This is a genomic window from Micromonospora solifontis, assembly GCF_003725545.1.
Lineage (GTDB): Bacteria > Actinomycetota > Actinomycetes > Mycobacteriales > Micromonosporaceae > Micromonospora > Micromonospora solifontis.
On the sequence record NZ_RJLN01000111.1, the window covers coordinates 1 to 14,077 of the forward strand.

The window sequence follows — 14,077 nt, forward strand, 5'->3', positions numbered from 1 at the left end:
CGAGGGCATGTCGATGCGGCCGGCGCGGCGGGGCGGCCGGCGGCGGTCGCGTCCGCCCGGTCGGTCCCGTTGGTGGCGGGCGGCGCGGCGGGGCGGCCGGTGGCGGTCGCGTCCGACCGCTCGGTGGTCATGCCGCGGTCCCCAACTGCTCACGCAGGAAGGCGATGTCGGCCGCCTGGCCCGCCACGCCGCCCGGGGTCTCCACGATGACCGGGGCCCCGGCCGCCCGGATCACCGCCACGACCAGTTCGGGATCGATCGTCCCGCCGGTGAGGTTGTCGTGCCGGTCCTGCCCGGAGTTGAACGCGCCCTTGGAGTTGTTGGCGTGAATCAGGTCGATCCGGCCGGTGATCGCCTTGACCCGGTCGACCAGACCCAGCAGTTCCTCGCCGCCCGCGTACGCGTGGCAGGTGTCCAGGCAGAAACCCACCTCGTAGTCGCCGAGCGCGTCCCAGAGCCGGGCCAGCGCGTCGAGGTGGCGGGCGCAGGCGTTGTCTCCGCCCGCGGTGTTCTCGATCAGGACCGGCAGCGGGAAGCCGCCCGAGTCCGCCGCGTACGCGAAGGTCTTGCGCCAGTTGTCGAAGCCGACCGCGAGGTCGTCGCCGGCGTTGACGTGGCCGCCGTGCACGATCAGGCCCTTGGCGCCGACCGCCGCGGCGGCGGAGGCGTGGCCGAGGAGCAGCTTGCGGCTCGGGATGCGGATCCGGTTGTTCAGGGTGGCCACGTTGATCACGTACGGCGCGTGGACGTAGAGGTCGACGTCGGCGTCGCGCAGCCGTTCGGCGTCCTCCCGGGGCTTCGGGGCCTTCCACCCCTGGGGATCGGAGAGGAAGAACTGCACCGCTTCGGCGTCCCGGGCGGCCGCCTCGGCCAGCGGGTCGGTCGGGTCGACGTGGGCTCCGATTCGCATGGAGGGCAGCCTACGTCGCGACCCCGACGCGCGGGACGACCGCGGCCGGCCGCCCGGGCGTGCGGATCGGGCCCGGCTACGGCGACCAGCGTCACCTGCCGGCCCGGTGGTCGTTGTCCGAGGTGGGATCGATGGTCGACGCTCCGCCCGGACGCGATTCCACAGCGCGCCCGGGCGAGGGGAAGACCACCCGGAAACGGGACGCCCCGGCGTGCGGCCCGGCACGACGGGGCGTGACCCGGCTCGTCACATCGGACGGCTCTATCGCAGATCCGCCGGGCAAATTCCTCCATTTACCCCAAGAGGTGACGAGAGCCGTTGTATGGTCAGACCAGGTAACAACACGATAAAGCTCCGCGGGGCGTCCTCGATCCAACCTCATCGGTGTGGTCGTTCCTCCCCAGGTCCCACCCAAGGAATGCGGACGGGACGCCCCGCGGCCCCGTGGACAGGGGTCCACCTCCGGAGCCGGAGGTGGACCCCTGTCGCCGCGCCCGGGATCCCGCACCCGACCGGCCCGGGCATGATCGTCCGGACCGGGTATCCTGGTCCGGTTGTCCGCGTCCGGCCGGGTTCCCCCGCGCCGGCACGGGCCACGACGCACGACCTCCTGCCACGGAAGGACCGTGGCCGCTTAGCCCACAGGAGGTGAGCACGTCTTGCGTCATTACGAGATCATGGTGATCCTCGACCCCAGCCTCGAGGAGCGCACCGTCGCCCCGTCGCTCGACACGTACCTGAACGTGATCCGGACCGCGGGTGGCTCGGTGGAGAAGACCGACGTGTGGGGCCGCCGGCGCCTCGCGTACGAGATCAACAAGAAGGCCGAGGGCATCTACGCCGTCATCGACCTCCAGGCGACGCCGGAGGCGGTGGCTGAGCTGGACCGTCAGCTGCGACTCAACGAGTCCGTGCTGCGCACCAAGGTCATCCGTCCGGAGATGCGCTGAGCATCTGACCCGGCACGTCCGGATCAAGCCTCATCGACGCTGTCAGAGGGCTCTGAGAGCCTGTGAGGGCGAAACGATGAGTGCGCGAGGAGATGGTCATGGCAGGAGACACCACCATCACGGTCATCGGCAACCTGACCGATGACCCCGAGTTGCGGTTCACCCCCTCCGGGGCGGCGGTCGCCAAGTTCCGCGTCGCCTCGACGCCCCGCTTCATGGACAAGGCGTCCGGCGAGTGGAAGGACGGCGAGCCGCTGTTCCTCTCGTGCACGGTCTGGCGGCAGGCCGCCGAGAACGTCGCCGAGTCGCTGCAGCGCGGCGCCCGGGTGATCGTGTCCGGCCGGCTGCGTCAGCGGTCGTACGAGACCCGAGAGGGTGAGAAGCGCACCGTCATCGAGCTGGAGGTCGACGAGATCGGCCCGTCGCTGCGCTACGCCACGGCGAAGGTGCAGAAGATGTCCCGCTCGGGTGGCGGTGGCGGCTTCGGTGGTGGTGGCGGCCAGGGTGGCGGCGGAGGCAACTTCGACGACCCCTGGGCCTCGGCCTCCCCGGCTCCCTCGCGCGGTGGTTCGGGCGGCGGAAACTTCGACGAGGAGCCCCCGTTCTAATGGCGCCGAGCGCCCGCGATCGCAAACCAGGAGCAAGAGCAATGGCCAAGGCTGCGGCACTGCGCAAGCCGAAGAAGAAGGTGAACCCGCTCGACAAGGATGGGATCACCTACATCGACTACAAGGACACCGCGCTGCTGCGCAAGTTCATCTCCGACCGCGGCAAGATCCGCGCTCGGCGGGTGACCGGCGTGACCTCGCAGCAGCAGCGGCAGATCGCCCGTGCGGTCAAGAACGCCCGCGAGATGGCGCTCCTGCCGTACACGGCCACGACCCGCTGAGAGGAGGCACCGACATGAAGATCATCCTGACTCAGGAGGTGTCCGGCCTCGGTGCCCCGGGTGACATCGTCGAGGTGAAGGACGGCTACGGCCGTAACTACCTGCTGCCGCAGGGCTTCGCGATCGCCTGGACCAAGGGCGCGGAGAAGCAGGTCACGGTCATCAAGCGGGCCCGCGAGGTCCGCGAGATCCGCGACCTCGGCCACGCCAACGAGGTCAAGACCCAGATCGAGGGCCTGAAGGTCAACCTGAAGGCCCGCGCCGGCGACGGCGGCCGGCTCTTCGGCTCGGTCACCCCGGCCGAGATCGTCGACGCCGTCAAGGCCGCCGGCGGTCCCAGCCTGGACCGTCGCCGGCTGGAGCTGCCCGGCCACATCAAGGCCCTGGGCTCCTACCCGGTGAGCATCAAGCTGCACCCCGAGGTGACCGCCAAGTTCGACCTCAACGTCGTCAAGGGCTGACACCGACAGCACGACGAAAGGGCCCGCACCGGACTCCGGTGCGGGCCCTTTCGCCCGTCCGGACAGTGCTCAGCCGATCGGCTGGCCGGTCACCGCGCTGATCACCACGGTCGAGAGGCCGCCGCCGACGACCGCCGCCGCCAACGCCACCGTCGCCGACCGCCACGTCGTCCCGACCCGGCGCAGCACCACCGCCACGACCAGGCTGCTCACCAGTGCCAGCCCGAACCGCGGGCCGCCGTCGAGCAGCGACGCGAAGGCGTGCGTACGGGGGGAATCGCAGCCGCCGCCGGTGATGTCCGTGACACAGCCCGCCGGGGCCTGCCCGTCGAGGAACAGCAGCCCGACGAAGGCCAGCAGCGCCGGCACCAGATAACAGGCGGCGGTGTAGATCAGCGGCCGGAGCGGCCCCCCCGGATCCGGGTCGAGCAGGTCCTCCTCCAGCCGGCGGTTCCAGGACCCGCCGGCCACCTCCACCCGCCGGCGCAGGGCCGACGCCCCGCCCGCCCCCACCGCATCGACCGGGCGGCCCCGCGGCACCGTACGCGGACGGGCAGCGGGGTACGGGACCACCGGCGAGCGAGGTGCGGAGGTCGGCGTCTCCATCCAGCGCGGATCGTCACCGGCCAGCCGGGTCCCGGACCAGAACGCCTCGGCCTGCTCCGCCGACGCCCAGCCCTCCCGGACCGGCGCCGGCGGCACCGTCCGGTCCCACTGGTCGACCTCGGCGTACCGGCCCCACCGGCCGGTGTCGGCGGCGCCGCCCCACTGGCCGGCGTCGGCCGACCCGCCCCACTGGCCGGTGTCCGAGATGCGGTCCCACTCGCCGGTGTGCTCCGTACGCTCCCACCGGCCCGCGCCGTCCCACCGCTCGACAGCCGACCGGTCCCAGGCGTGCACGCCGGAGGCGTCCCACGGGTCGACCGCCGGCTGCTCCGCCGGATCCGCCTCGACCGACCGGCCCCGGCTCCACGGGTCGGCCGCCGGCCGGGACCAGGAGTCGGCAGACCGCGCCCACCCGGTCGAACCGGACGCCCACCGGTCACTCTCCGCGTCCGACGACGCGCCGTCCTCCAGCCCGGACCAGGTCACCTGCGGCCGCCGGGCCGGAGCCCGCCGCGGCCGGCTGCGCGGGGCCGGCCCGGACACCGGGTCGTCCTCGCTGGACTCGGCCCGCCGGCTCCCCACGTACCCCTGCTCCTGCGGAGCGTCGAAGGTCCACTCGGCGGTGTGCTCACTCACCGGCCCGGCACCGATGGCGCGCAGTTCGCGGCGCCACCCGCCGGCCGTGCCCCGGCCGCCGCCGGAGTACGGCGGCTCGACGTCCTCGTCTTCGTCGGGGGCGGCGTGCCGGCCCCCGCCGTCGGCCCGGCTCACGCCGGACTCCAACGCCCACCGGGGAAGGTACGTCTCGACCGGCTCGTCCTGGCCGCGCTCGATGGCGCGCCGGCGGCTCGGCGTGCGGTAACGCCCGGACGCGTGGTCCGCCGGGAGCGGCTGGCCGGGATCGTCCCACGGGGCGATCGGCTGGCGCTCGGGCGGGCTGCTTCCCCCGCCTCCCCAGTCCCGGTAACTCACGGCCGGAGCGTGACCCTTCTCAACCGAAAGTGCAATCCGCTGTCCAGGTGTAGCCGTTCGCAGAGATAGTACGGGACGAACGGCTCCGAAGCTTCACCCGAAATCTGTTGTCCACAGGGCGGGGATAGCAGGATCCCAGGTCACTGCACTTGTGGACAGAAATTGGCCGCAGTTTTCCACACCCTGTGCACACCCTGCGCACATGCGGTGCCCTCGGCGTCCACAGGTTGTCCCGAGGCTCGTCCACCGGCATTGTTGAGGGGCTGACCTCGGGTTCCGTATCGTGGTCCCCCGACCGTCCGGGCGATGGCCCCCGATCGACCGGAGGGTCGTCGGAGCTGTCAGACCCCGGAGGTAGACCGGGATTCGATCCGACGCAGCGAGGGGGGACCCGTGTCGGTCACCGACGACCAGCGGACGGAGCGGACCGGGGGGCCGTCGTCCACGCCGCCGCAGCGGGATGGGCAGTTCGAGAAGACCCCGCCCCAGGACGTGGCCGCGGAGCAGTGCGTCCTCGGCGGCATGCTGCTCTCCAAGGACGCCATCGCCGACGTCGTCGAGATCCTCAAGTCCAACGACTTCTACCGCCCGGTGCACGCCACCATCTTCGACGCCATCCTCGACATCTACGGCCGGGGCGAACCAGCCGACCCGATCACCGTCGCGGCCGCTCTGGCCGACTCCGGCGACCTGGCCCGGATCGGTGGCGCGCCCTACCTGCACACGCTGATCGCCAGCGTCCCCACCGCCGCCAACGCCGCCTACTACGCCCGCATCGTCGGCGAGCGCGCGGTGCTGCGCCGCCTGGTCGAGGCCGGCACCAAGATCGTCCAGTTGGGCTACGGCACCGGCCAGGGCGGCAGCCGCGACGTCGACGACGTCGTCGACCTGGCCCAGCAGGCCGTCTACGAGGTCACCGAGAAGCGGGTCAGCGAGGACTTCGCGGTGCTGGCCGACATGCTCCAACCGACCCTGGACGAGATCGAGGCCGTCGGCGCGCAGGGCGGCGTGATGACCGGCGTACCGACCGGTTTCAGCGACCTTGACCGGCTGCTCAACGGGCTGCACCCGGGCCAACTCATCATCGTGGCCGGCAGGCCGGGTCTGGGCAAATCGACCGCATCTATGGACTTTGCCCGAAATGCCTCAATCCGCTACAACCACGCGTCGGCGATCTTCTCGCTGGAAATGAGCAAGGTCGAGATCGTCATGCGGCTCCTCTCGGCCGAGGCCCGGGTCCCGCTGCACGTGCTGCGCAGCGGCCAACTCTCCGACGACGACTGGACCAAGCTGGCCCGCTGCATGGGCGAGATCAGTGAGGCGCCGCTCTTCGTCGACGACACGCCGAGCATGAACCTGATGGAGATCCGGTCCAAGGCGCGGCGGCTCAAGCAGAAGCACGACCTCAAGCTGATCGTGGTCGACTACCTCCAGCTGATGACCTCGCCGAAGCGCACCGAGAGCCGGCAGCAGGAGGTCGCCGACCTGTCGCGTGGCCTCAAGCTGCTGGCCAAGGAGGTCGAGTGCCCGGTCATCGCGGTGTCGCAGCTGAACCGTGGTCCGGAGCAGCGCACCGACAAGCGACCGCAGCTGTCCGATTTGCGCGAATCAGGGTCGATTGAGCAGGATGCTGACGTTGTCATCCTCCTCCACCGCGACGACTACTACGACAAGGAGTCGCCGCGGGCCGGAGAGGCGGACTTCATAATCGCCAAGCATCGAAATGGACCGACCGACACCGTGACGGTGGCGGCTCAGCTCCATCTCTCTCGCTTCGTAGACATGGCAATCGTATGACAAGTCCAAGGCACCGATTGACGCCGACGCAGCGGGAAGAAATATTATCGGCTGCGACGAGCGGTGAAAGTATCACGCGTATCAGTGAGCGCTATGGAGTGACGAGGCAGGCGATCCGTGGCATCCTTCGTCGGCGAGGAGTGCCAGCGCGCCGTGTGGGCAAGCTGACCGACGCCCAAAGATCCGAGGTTGTCAACCAATTCCTTGGGGGCGCGCCTATCAGTCGCATAGCTGCTAGTTTCGGCGTGACAGCCCCATCTGTTCGGGGCCTTGTGTCCCGCAAGGGCATTCTCATCCCAGGGGTCTCCCACCGCTTGCGCCACGACGCCTTCGACAGCTTCGACTCGGATGCCTGTTACTGGATCGGGTTCTTGTTCGCTGACGGATGCGTAAGCTACCGCCAAGGTTACATGCCCCAGATATCGCTAGGCCTGGCCGAGCGCGATCGCGAGCACCTTGTAGCCCTTAGAGACTTCCTCTGCTGCGACAACAGCATCTCGCCTGTAAGCCCTACCCACGGATCCTGCCAGTTCTCAATACGGTCCCACAGGCTGGCGGATCGGCTTATTGAGTTGGGGCGCTACAAGGACGTGCTAGACGAACGGCTTGCTGCCTCACGTGACTTCTGGCGTGGCATTGTCGACGGTGATGGCTCGCTTGGAATCTATAATCGACCTGCCCCGAGTACTCGATCGTTCGCACAGTTCAGAGTTGTTGGACGACGTCACATCCTTGACTCGTTCGCCGAGTTCCTGCAAGGGGAAGGGATTGTCAAGCTCTCGGTGAGGCCCCACAAGAGCATCTTCACCATGGGGACGACCTGCGGACCCGCCGAACGGATAGTCGCGTTGCTCTATGCTGGCGCCGGAACTGCCCTTCCCCGTAAGGCCGAAATTGCTGAACGAATAATTGCGAGGCGGTACACGAGCGCTCGGTAGATGTTCACCCGAGCAGCGGGAACCAGCCGGCCGCCTCGCCCAGGTCGCGCCGCTCGCGCTCGGTGAGCGGCAGCCGGCCGGCGGCCTTGAGCAGATATTCCGCGTCGTCCCAGCCGGCGGGCCGGACGGTGTCGTCGCTGAGCAGGCCGTCCACGGTGGTCACCGCGACGGCGGTCGCGGCAGCGCCGGGTGCCGGAGCGTCCGGCAGGTCCACGATCAAGTCGAGGTGGTGGATGACCGCCTCGGTAGTGAGGGTGGCGAGGAAGTCGGGTACGCGAAGCACGTGTCCCTGGGTGGTGACGTACCCGTCGGGGTCGGCGGCGCCGGCCGCGCGGACGGCGGCGGGGGCGGTGTCGGTCCAGATCCGGACGACGCCGCTGGGCCGGTCGAACGCCGCCGCCGAGCGGCGGGCCCACCACGCGTGGCGGGCGCCGGCGTCGCCGGCACCGCCCGCGAAGGCGCGCCAGTAGCTGACGTCGTCCACGTCGGCCGGACCCTCGGCGGGACTGGCCAGGGCGACCAGGGCCCGCTGGGCGTCGCAGAGCACATGGAAGAGCAGGTCGGCGATGAGCCAGCCGCGGCAGCGGGTCGGTCGTTGCAGGTCGGTGTCGTCCAGCCCGCCGACCACCCGTGTGATGCCGTCGTAGGCCTGTGCCAGCGCGAGGTGCTGCCCCCGGAACGTCATGAGGGCAGCCTGTCACGGCCGGGTCCGGCCGGCACGGCGCGGCCGGGCCGGTGGACGGCCCGGCCGGGCGACCGCGGTCAGTCGAAGAGTTCGCCGAGGAAGCCGTGGTGCTTCTTCTTGCGCCGGTAGTGGCCGTGGTAGCCGTAGTGCTGGCCGTACGCGGGCTGGGCGTAGCCGTGGCCGGGCGGCGGCGGAGGGGGCGGCGGGACGGTGCCGTACCCGGGCTGGTGCGGGGCGGCGGGCGGGGGCGGGGGCGGGGTGTAGCCGCCGGTCGCCGGGGCCGGCTGCTGCGGGGCGGCGTGCTGGCGGTTCCAGTTCGCCTCGGCCTCGAACAGCTTTTCGAGCTCGCCACGATCGAGGAAGATGCCGCGGCACTCGCCGCACTGGTCGATGATGACTCCGCTGCGCTCGTACTGGCGCATGTCTCCGTGACACTTGGGGCAGGTGAGCTGCATGGGACCGACGGTACCCGGTGGGCTCACGCGGTGGCGGTGAGTGCCTGCGTCACCTCGTCGTCGGAGACCTCGTGGAAGTCCTCGTAGTACGCGCCGACCGCCATGAAGTCGGGCGGGGTCTCCAGGATGACCACCTGGTCGGCCTCGGCGGCCAGCATGTCGTACGCCTCCCGGGAGCCGACCGGCACGGCCACGACGACCCGGGCCGCGCCCAGGTGGCGGGCGACCTGCACGGCGGCGCGGGCGGTGGCGCCGGTGGCCAGTCCGTCGTCGACGATGACCGCGGTCCGCCCGGTGAGGTCGAGCGGCGGGCGACCCGCCCGGTAGAGGCCTTCACGGCGTTCCAGTTCGGCCTGCTCCCGCTGCCGTACCTCGGTCTTGTCGGTCTCGCCGATCCGGTCGGCGACCATTTCGTTGAGCACCTGCACCCCGCCGGGGCCGAGCGCGCCGTAGGCCACCTCGGGCGCGTACGGCACGCCGAGCTTGCGGACCACGAGGACGTCCATGGGTACGCGAAGCCGGTCGGCGATCACCCGGGCGACCTCCACGCCGCCACGTACCAGGCCGAGGACGATGGCGTCCGGCCGTCCGGCCAGGTCGGTGAGCTTGTCGGCGAGCCGTCGGCCCGCATCGGCCCGGTCGCGGTAGGTGGTCATGTCCTCAGGTGTACGCCCTGCCCGGCGTCCGTGTCGGGCAGTTGCCCGGAATGCCGGTCAGGCGATGCTCACCCGGTGCCTCTCGGCGAGCGCCAGCGCGGGAGCCAGGACCAGTAGGGCGACCGGGTAGAGCAGGTAGCCGAACCGGGTGGAGGGCATCAGCAGGATCGCCGCGAGCAGCCCGTACCCGCAGATCAGCGCCGTGGTGGCGGCGGTGCGCGGCGGGCGGCGCAGCAGCCGGACGGCGATCGCCACGCCGACCGCGACGAGCAGCGCGGCGGCGATGATCCGGCCGGCGGGCAGCGCGGCGGCGATGAGGTGGCCGGGGAACGGGGACTGGGCGGGGCTGGTCACCAGCCCGTGCCCGAGCGGGAAGCGCAGCACGTTCTCCACCAGCGCGTCCCGGTCGACCAGCAGGGCGGGGAGGAGGGCGACCGCCGGCAGGCCGAGGGCGCCGAGGGCGGTCCGCAGGCCGGCCCGGCGGGTGACGGCCCAGCAGACCAGCACGAGCGCGACCGGCCAGGCGAACAGCTTCAGCGCGCCGGCCGCCCCGACGGCGATGCCGGCCCGGCCGGGCCGGCCGGCGGCGGCGAGGGCGAGCGCGAGCAGGCAGAGCGCGAGTACGGGCAGGTCGTCGCCGCCGGTGGCCAGGGTGAGGGCGCAGATCGGCAGGACGGTGGCGGCCTGGACGCCGCGCAGCACGGCGGCGTCCCGGCGGGGCGCGTCGGGGGCGGGCGCGGCGCGCAGGGTGGTCACCGCGGTGGCCAGCGCCAGCGCGGTGACCAGGGCGAACCACACCCGGGCGTCGGTCCACCAGGCGGCGGTGACGGCCCGGGGCAGCCCGAACAGCGCCATTCCCGGCTGGTACGGGGTGTAGCCGAGCAACTGTTCCGCCGGTGGGAGGACGGCGATGGCGTCGTGGCCGAGGTAGGGGGTGCCGTGTTCGGCGAGCCGGATGCCGGCCTGCTCGACCACCACCACCTCTTCCTGCGCCCGGTCGGTACGTCCGGCCGCCCGCTGCGCGCTCTGCGCGACGATCGGCAGCAGCGCCGTGGTGGCCCAGGCGAGTGCGGCGACCGCCCAGCGGGCCGGGAGTTCGGCCAGGGGGGTGCCGGGGCGGCGGCGCCGGGCGAGGAGTTGTCCGGTCACCAGGAGCGCCGTGAGCAGGTAGCCGGCGGCCGCGATGGTGCCCCAGGCGCGGTGCGGCGCCAGGGTGGAGGTGGCGGCGGTGACCGCGGCGAAGGCTGCCGAGACGGCGTAGAGACCCAGGTCGAGGGCGAGGCCGCCGGCGGCGGTGTCGACGGCCTGCCAGCGGCGGGTGGAGTTCGTCGCGGGCCCGCGGCGGCTGGCCGGGGCGGAGGTCGTCGCCGGCCCGCGACGGTTGGCGGGGGTGCCGTTGGTCGCCGGTGGGCCGGGGCGCGATTCGTCCCCGGCTGGCGGCGGTTGGCGGGGGTCGGCCCGGTCGGGGTCGGCGGTCACGCCGGCCAGTCTGGCAGACGCGTCGGCGTCGCACGGGGCACCGGCCCGCTTGATCGACCCGGTGGGCGGCGAACCGCGGTATCCGGGTCTCAGAAGCGACCGACTTGCCGCATCCCCGGGTGGATCAACGCGGTCAGCCTCCGCCGCGTTCGCCGGTCCGGCCGGTGCCGGCGGTCCGGTTCCGGCCTCCGGTGCGGCGGCCGGGCAGGCGGATCACCGCGCCGGCGTCGTGCAGCGGCGGGGCGAGGGTGCCCGGCCGCCCGCCCGCGCCCCGTTTGAGGGCGGCGAGCAGCGCGCCGGCCGGCAGCGGGCGGGCGAAGAGATGCCCCTGCCCGGCGGCGCAGCCCAGCTCCCAGAGCGCCCGCCGCTGCGGCTCGCTCTCCACGCCCTCGGCGACCACGGTCAGGTTGAGGCTGCGGCCGAGGTCCAGCGTGGAGCGGATGACCGCGGCGGCCTCCGGGGCGCTCTCCATGGCGGTGACGAAGCTGCGGTCGATCTTCAGCTCGTGCACCGGGATGCGGGAGAGCAGGGAGAGCGAGGAGTAGCCGGTGCCGAAGTCGTCGAGCGCGAGCCGTACGCCGGAGTCGCGGAGCCGGCTGAGCACCTGGTCGACGACGTCGAGCTGGCTGAGCGTGAGGGTCTCGGTCAGTTCCAGGACGAGGCGGTCGGGCGGCAGGTCGTGCGCCCGCAGCCGGGCCAGCACGGCCCCGGGGAAACGGGGGTCGAGCAGGCTGCGCGGGGACACGTTCACCGAGACCGGCAGGTCGAACCCGGCGGAGCGCCAGGTGCCGGCCGCGATCAGCGCCTGGTCGAGGATCGCCTCCGCGAACGCGGGCAGCAGGCCGGAGCGTTCCACCGCCTCCAGGAACCGCAGCGGGTCGATCATGCCGTGGGTCGGGTGGTGCCAGCGGGCCAGCGCCTCCGCACCGATGGCCGCGCCGCTGCCGAGGTCGACGATCGGCTGGAAGGTGACGGTGAACTCGTGGTCGGCGACGGCCCGGGGCAGCTCGCCGCCGAGGGTGAGCCGGCCCAGGTCGGCGGTGTCGCGGGTCGGGGCGTACGTGGAGATCCGCTGACCGGTCCGCTTGGCCTGGTACATCGCCACGTCGGCGCGACGGAGCAGCTCGGGCATCCCGCCGCTGGTCGGGGCGACGGCGATGCCGCCGCTGGCCTCCACGCTGATCCGCATGCCGTCCAGGTCGAGCGGCTCGTGCAACGTATCGAGCAGGGACTCGGCGCGGTGCGTCGCGATCGCCGGGGCGGGCAGCCCGCGCAGCAGGACGGCGAACTCGTCACCGCCGAGCCGGGCCACCAGGTCGTCGGGACGGGCCGCTGCCCGCAACCGGTCGGCGACCTGCATCAGCACCTGGTCGCCGGCGCCGTGCCCCAGGGTGTCGTTGACCTCCTTGAAGTGGTTGAGGTCGATCAGCACGAGCGCCGTGACGCCCTCGGCGTGCCGGTTGGTGAGCTGCTCGGTGCCCTCGTCGAGCAGGTGCCGGCGGTTGGAGAGCCCGGTCAGCGCGTCGTGGGTGGCGGCGTACTCGTGCTCCTCGGCGACCCGGGCCAGCTCGGCGTACGCCTGCGCGTTGCGGACCGCCGTGCACAGCGCCGAGGCGAAGGTACGCAGGGTGTACTGCTCCCGCTCGGAGAGCTGAACGGGCCCGGCGAAGCGCAGCCGGAGCACGCCGATGTCGATGTTCTGGTCGTGCCCTTCGAGAGGGGTGGAGAGCATCGAACCCTCGATGGCACTTGGTTCCCCGACCGTGCCCCGGAAGGTGATCGCTCCGCCAGCACCTCGTACGAGGCGATTCTCCTCGTGCAGTTCGATGTCGACCTCGTCGGCGGAGAAGAGTTCGGTCGCCTGGGTGACGCCGGTGGTCAGCACCTCGTCCAGATCGACCACGTTGAGCGCGTCCGTGGTGCGGGCGAGACGCTGCCAGGCGTCCCGTTCCGCTCGGCTGCGCAGACGGCCTGAGTTGGCCAGATGCAGGCTCAACACGAGCGGCGGCACGATGACAAGGAAGGTCGGGTTGATGCGGAGGATGAGGAGGCTCGAGAGGATCACTGAGAAACGGGCCACCACGCTCGCCAGGCGGAGATCGAGCCCTTGGCGGAACCGGTTGCGGATCGGTGTGCGGGTCGCGAACGCCAGGACGGGGAACATCAGCAACTCGTCCAGCACGACGACCGTCAAATACGCCAGCACCAGGGCGGGAAGCGATCGCGCCACCGGCCCGGACCAGGGCCACGTCCAGCCCGAGACGATCAGGACCAGTCCGCCGGCCGCCGCGACCGTCATCTCCTTGGCGACGCCGAAGGCCAACTTGATGGGTGGAAGTCGGCCGAGCACCCGGATGATTGCGACACCCAGACCGGTGGCGATGACCACCCACGGCACGGGAGCGACGGCCAGACCGATCACTGAGGCCGCGTCCGTCCAGGAGATGCCGTGTGTGGTGGCGCGGATGCGGATACGGACGTTGACGGTGGCCGCGACGGCTACGAGAAACGTCAGGGTGGCGGCCCGCGTCAGATCCGCCGACGTGGTCAGGCCCCTGACGTAGACGAGCTGAATACTGACCGCCAACGCGACCGCAGCCGCAAACACGACGAGACCGACAAGCAGCAGCAGCCGCCGATCGGTCCCATTGTCGCGTGTGATGGCGCGATTCACGTGGTCTGCCTCCACCGCGCTCATTTGGTTGCGGTGCGTGTACCCGTACTGTACGGCTCGATCGGGTGCACCGGAAGGCTGATCAGAGCCAGTCGTTGCCGCGCATCTGCCTCACCCTTCGCTCGATCCTGGGAGCCCGCTCTTCCGGGCTTCCGCCGACAAGTGGCCATCTTATGGCTTTTCGACAGTGTTGATGACATTAGATGTCCATATGCGCAGAATGCGAAAATGTCCCGGCCTCTTGTCACTCGCTGTCTCTGTTTCAAGACTGAACGCATATTTGAGGCGACGTCGCAATGGTGATTATCAAGTGCGCGGCTACCGGATGTCTCCAGCTGTTTGGTGTCGGCTCCATGAGCTCGCGCGCTGGTCGCCACCACCTGCTGTTCGACGCACGCCTGCTGTTCGACGGACAGAAGAAGCATCGTCGCTCTCTGATATCTTCTGTAGTTGGCCCGCACGATCGCGCGTTATCTGGCGTTAAGAGGTGTTCGCCATCTCTTGCCGGAAATGCAGTAGTTACTCAATTTCGCGTCGCGGAGGCGGAGGAAGGATTGGCGGAGATTCGCCTCTTGGGCGTAGCCGAGGTGAGGTGTGGGTCAGCC

General features: G+C 71.1%; 12 protein-coding genes. 5 read left to right on the plus strand and 7 right to left on the minus strand.

From position 1 onward, the window contains the following. Positions 1-127: 127 nt before the first annotated feature. Positions 128-910 carry a deoxyribonuclease IV gene (locus EFE23_RS24950; protein WP_123243354.1) on the minus strand — a complete coding sequence of 261 codons (783 nt, stop codon included), beginning with the start codon at positions 908-910 and terminating at the stop codon, positions 128-130. A gap of 659 nt (positions 911-1,569) precedes the next feature. Here EFE23_RS24950 and rpsF point away from each other — a divergent pair. The 4 genes from rpsF (at position 1,570) to rplI (ending at position 3,210) form a co-directional block, all read left to right on the plus strand. Then, positions 1,570-1,860, plus strand: a complete 291-nt coding sequence (gene rpsF / locus EFE23_RS24955) for a 30S ribosomal protein S6 (RefSeq protein WP_089004747.1) — start codon at positions 1,570-1,572, stop codon at positions 1,858-1,860. 80 nt (positions 1,861-1,940) lie between these two features. After that, the gene (locus tag EFE23_RS24960) at positions 1,941-2,468 is read left to right on the plus strand and encodes a single-stranded DNA-binding protein (RefSeq protein ID WP_199737222.1); all 528 of its coding nucleotides are present in this window, start codon (positions 1,941-1,943) and stop codon (positions 2,466-2,468) included. Between the two features lie 41 nt (positions 2,469-2,509). After that, positions 2,510-2,749, plus strand: coding sequence for a 30S ribosomal protein S18 (gene rpsR, locus EFE23_RS24965; protein ID WP_013289355.1), 240 nt, complete (start codon positions 2,510-2,512; stop codon positions 2,747-2,749). A gap of 14 nt (positions 2,750-2,763) precedes the next feature. Continuing rightward, on the plus strand, positions 2,764-3,210 hold the full coding sequence (gene rplI / locus EFE23_RS24970) for a 50S ribosomal protein L9 (RefSeq protein WP_123243355.1): 447 nt from the start codon (positions 2,764-2,766) through the stop codon (positions 3,208-3,210). A 69-nt stretch (positions 3,211-3,279) separates the two neighbouring features. Here the strand turns inward: rplI and EFE23_RS24975 are convergent, their stop codons facing one another. After that, on the minus strand, positions 3,280-4,788 hold the full coding sequence (locus EFE23_RS24975; RefSeq protein WP_123243356.1) for a hypothetical protein: 1,509 nt from the start codon (positions 4,786-4,788) through the stop codon (positions 3,280-3,282). Positions 4,789-5,181: 393 nt separating this feature from the next. Between EFE23_RS24975 and dnaB the strand changes: the two genes are divergently transcribed. Further along, complete coding sequence (dnaB, locus tag EFE23_RS24980) at positions 5,182-6,585, plus strand: replicative DNA helicase (RefSeq protein ID WP_123243357.1); 1,404 nt, start codon at positions 5,182-5,184, stop codon at positions 6,583-6,585. 942 nt (positions 6,586-7,527) lie between these two features. Here dnaB and EFE23_RS24985 read toward each other — a convergent pair. The 5 genes from EFE23_RS24985 to EFE23_RS25005 form a co-directional block, all read right to left on the minus strand. Continuing rightward, a complete protein-coding gene (locus EFE23_RS24985; protein ID WP_123243358.1) occupies positions 7,528-8,208 on the minus strand; it encodes a maleylpyruvate isomerase N-terminal domain-containing protein in 681 nt (226 codons plus the stop codon). Between the two features lie 77 nt (positions 8,209-8,285). Beyond that, positions 8,286-8,663, minus strand: a complete 378-nt coding sequence (locus tag EFE23_RS24990) for a TFIIB-type zinc ribbon-containing protein (RefSeq protein ID WP_123243359.1) — start codon at positions 8,661-8,663, stop codon at positions 8,286-8,288. A 23-nt stretch (positions 8,664-8,686) separates the two neighbouring features. Beyond that, entirely contained in the window at positions 8,687-9,319 is a 633-nt protein-coding gene (locus EFE23_RS24995; RefSeq protein ID WP_123243360.1) for a phosphoribosyltransferase, read from the minus strand. Positions 9,320-9,376: 57 nt separating this feature from the next. Then, entirely contained in the window at positions 9,377-10,798 is a 1,422-nt protein-coding gene (locus tag EFE23_RS25000) for a glycosyltransferase 87 family protein (protein WP_123243361.1), read from the minus strand. Between the two features lie 133 nt (positions 10,799-10,931). Continuing rightward, complete coding sequence (locus EFE23_RS25005) at positions 10,932-13,496, minus strand: putative bifunctional diguanylate cyclase/phosphodiesterase (protein WP_199737223.1); 2,565 nt, start codon at positions 13,494-13,496, stop codon at positions 10,932-10,934. Positions 13,497-14,077: the final 581 nt, after the last annotated feature.

Excerpts from the sequence above, each read along its gene's own strand:
- EFE23_RS24950 (WP_123243354.1), bottom strand. The coding sequence starts at position 910 with ATGCGAATCGGAGCCCACGTCGACCCGACCGACCCGCTGGCCGAGGCG.
- rpsR (WP_013289355.1), top strand. The coding sequence starts at position 2,510 with ATGGCCAAGGCTGCGGCACTGCGCAAGCCGAAGAAGAAGGTGAACCCG.
- rplI (WP_123243355.1), top strand. The coding sequence starts at position 2,764 with ATGAAGATCATCCTGACTCAGGAGGTGTCCGGCCTCGGTGCCCCGGGT.
- EFE23_RS24985 (WP_123243358.1), bottom strand. The coding sequence starts at position 8,208 with ATGACGTTCCGGGGGCAGCACCTCGCGCTGGCACAGGCCTACGACGGC.
- EFE23_RS24990 (WP_123243359.1), bottom strand. The coding sequence starts at position 8,663 with ATGCAGCTCACCTGCCCCAAGTGTCACGGAGACATGCGCCAGTACGAG.
- EFE23_RS24995 (WP_123243360.1), bottom strand. The coding sequence starts at position 9,319 with ATGACCACCTACCGCGACCGGGCCGATGCGGGCCGACGGCTCGCCGAC.
- EFE23_RS25005 (WP_199737223.1), bottom strand. The coding sequence starts at position 13,496 with ATGAGCGCGGTGGAGGCAGACCACGTGAATCGCGCCATCACACGCGAC.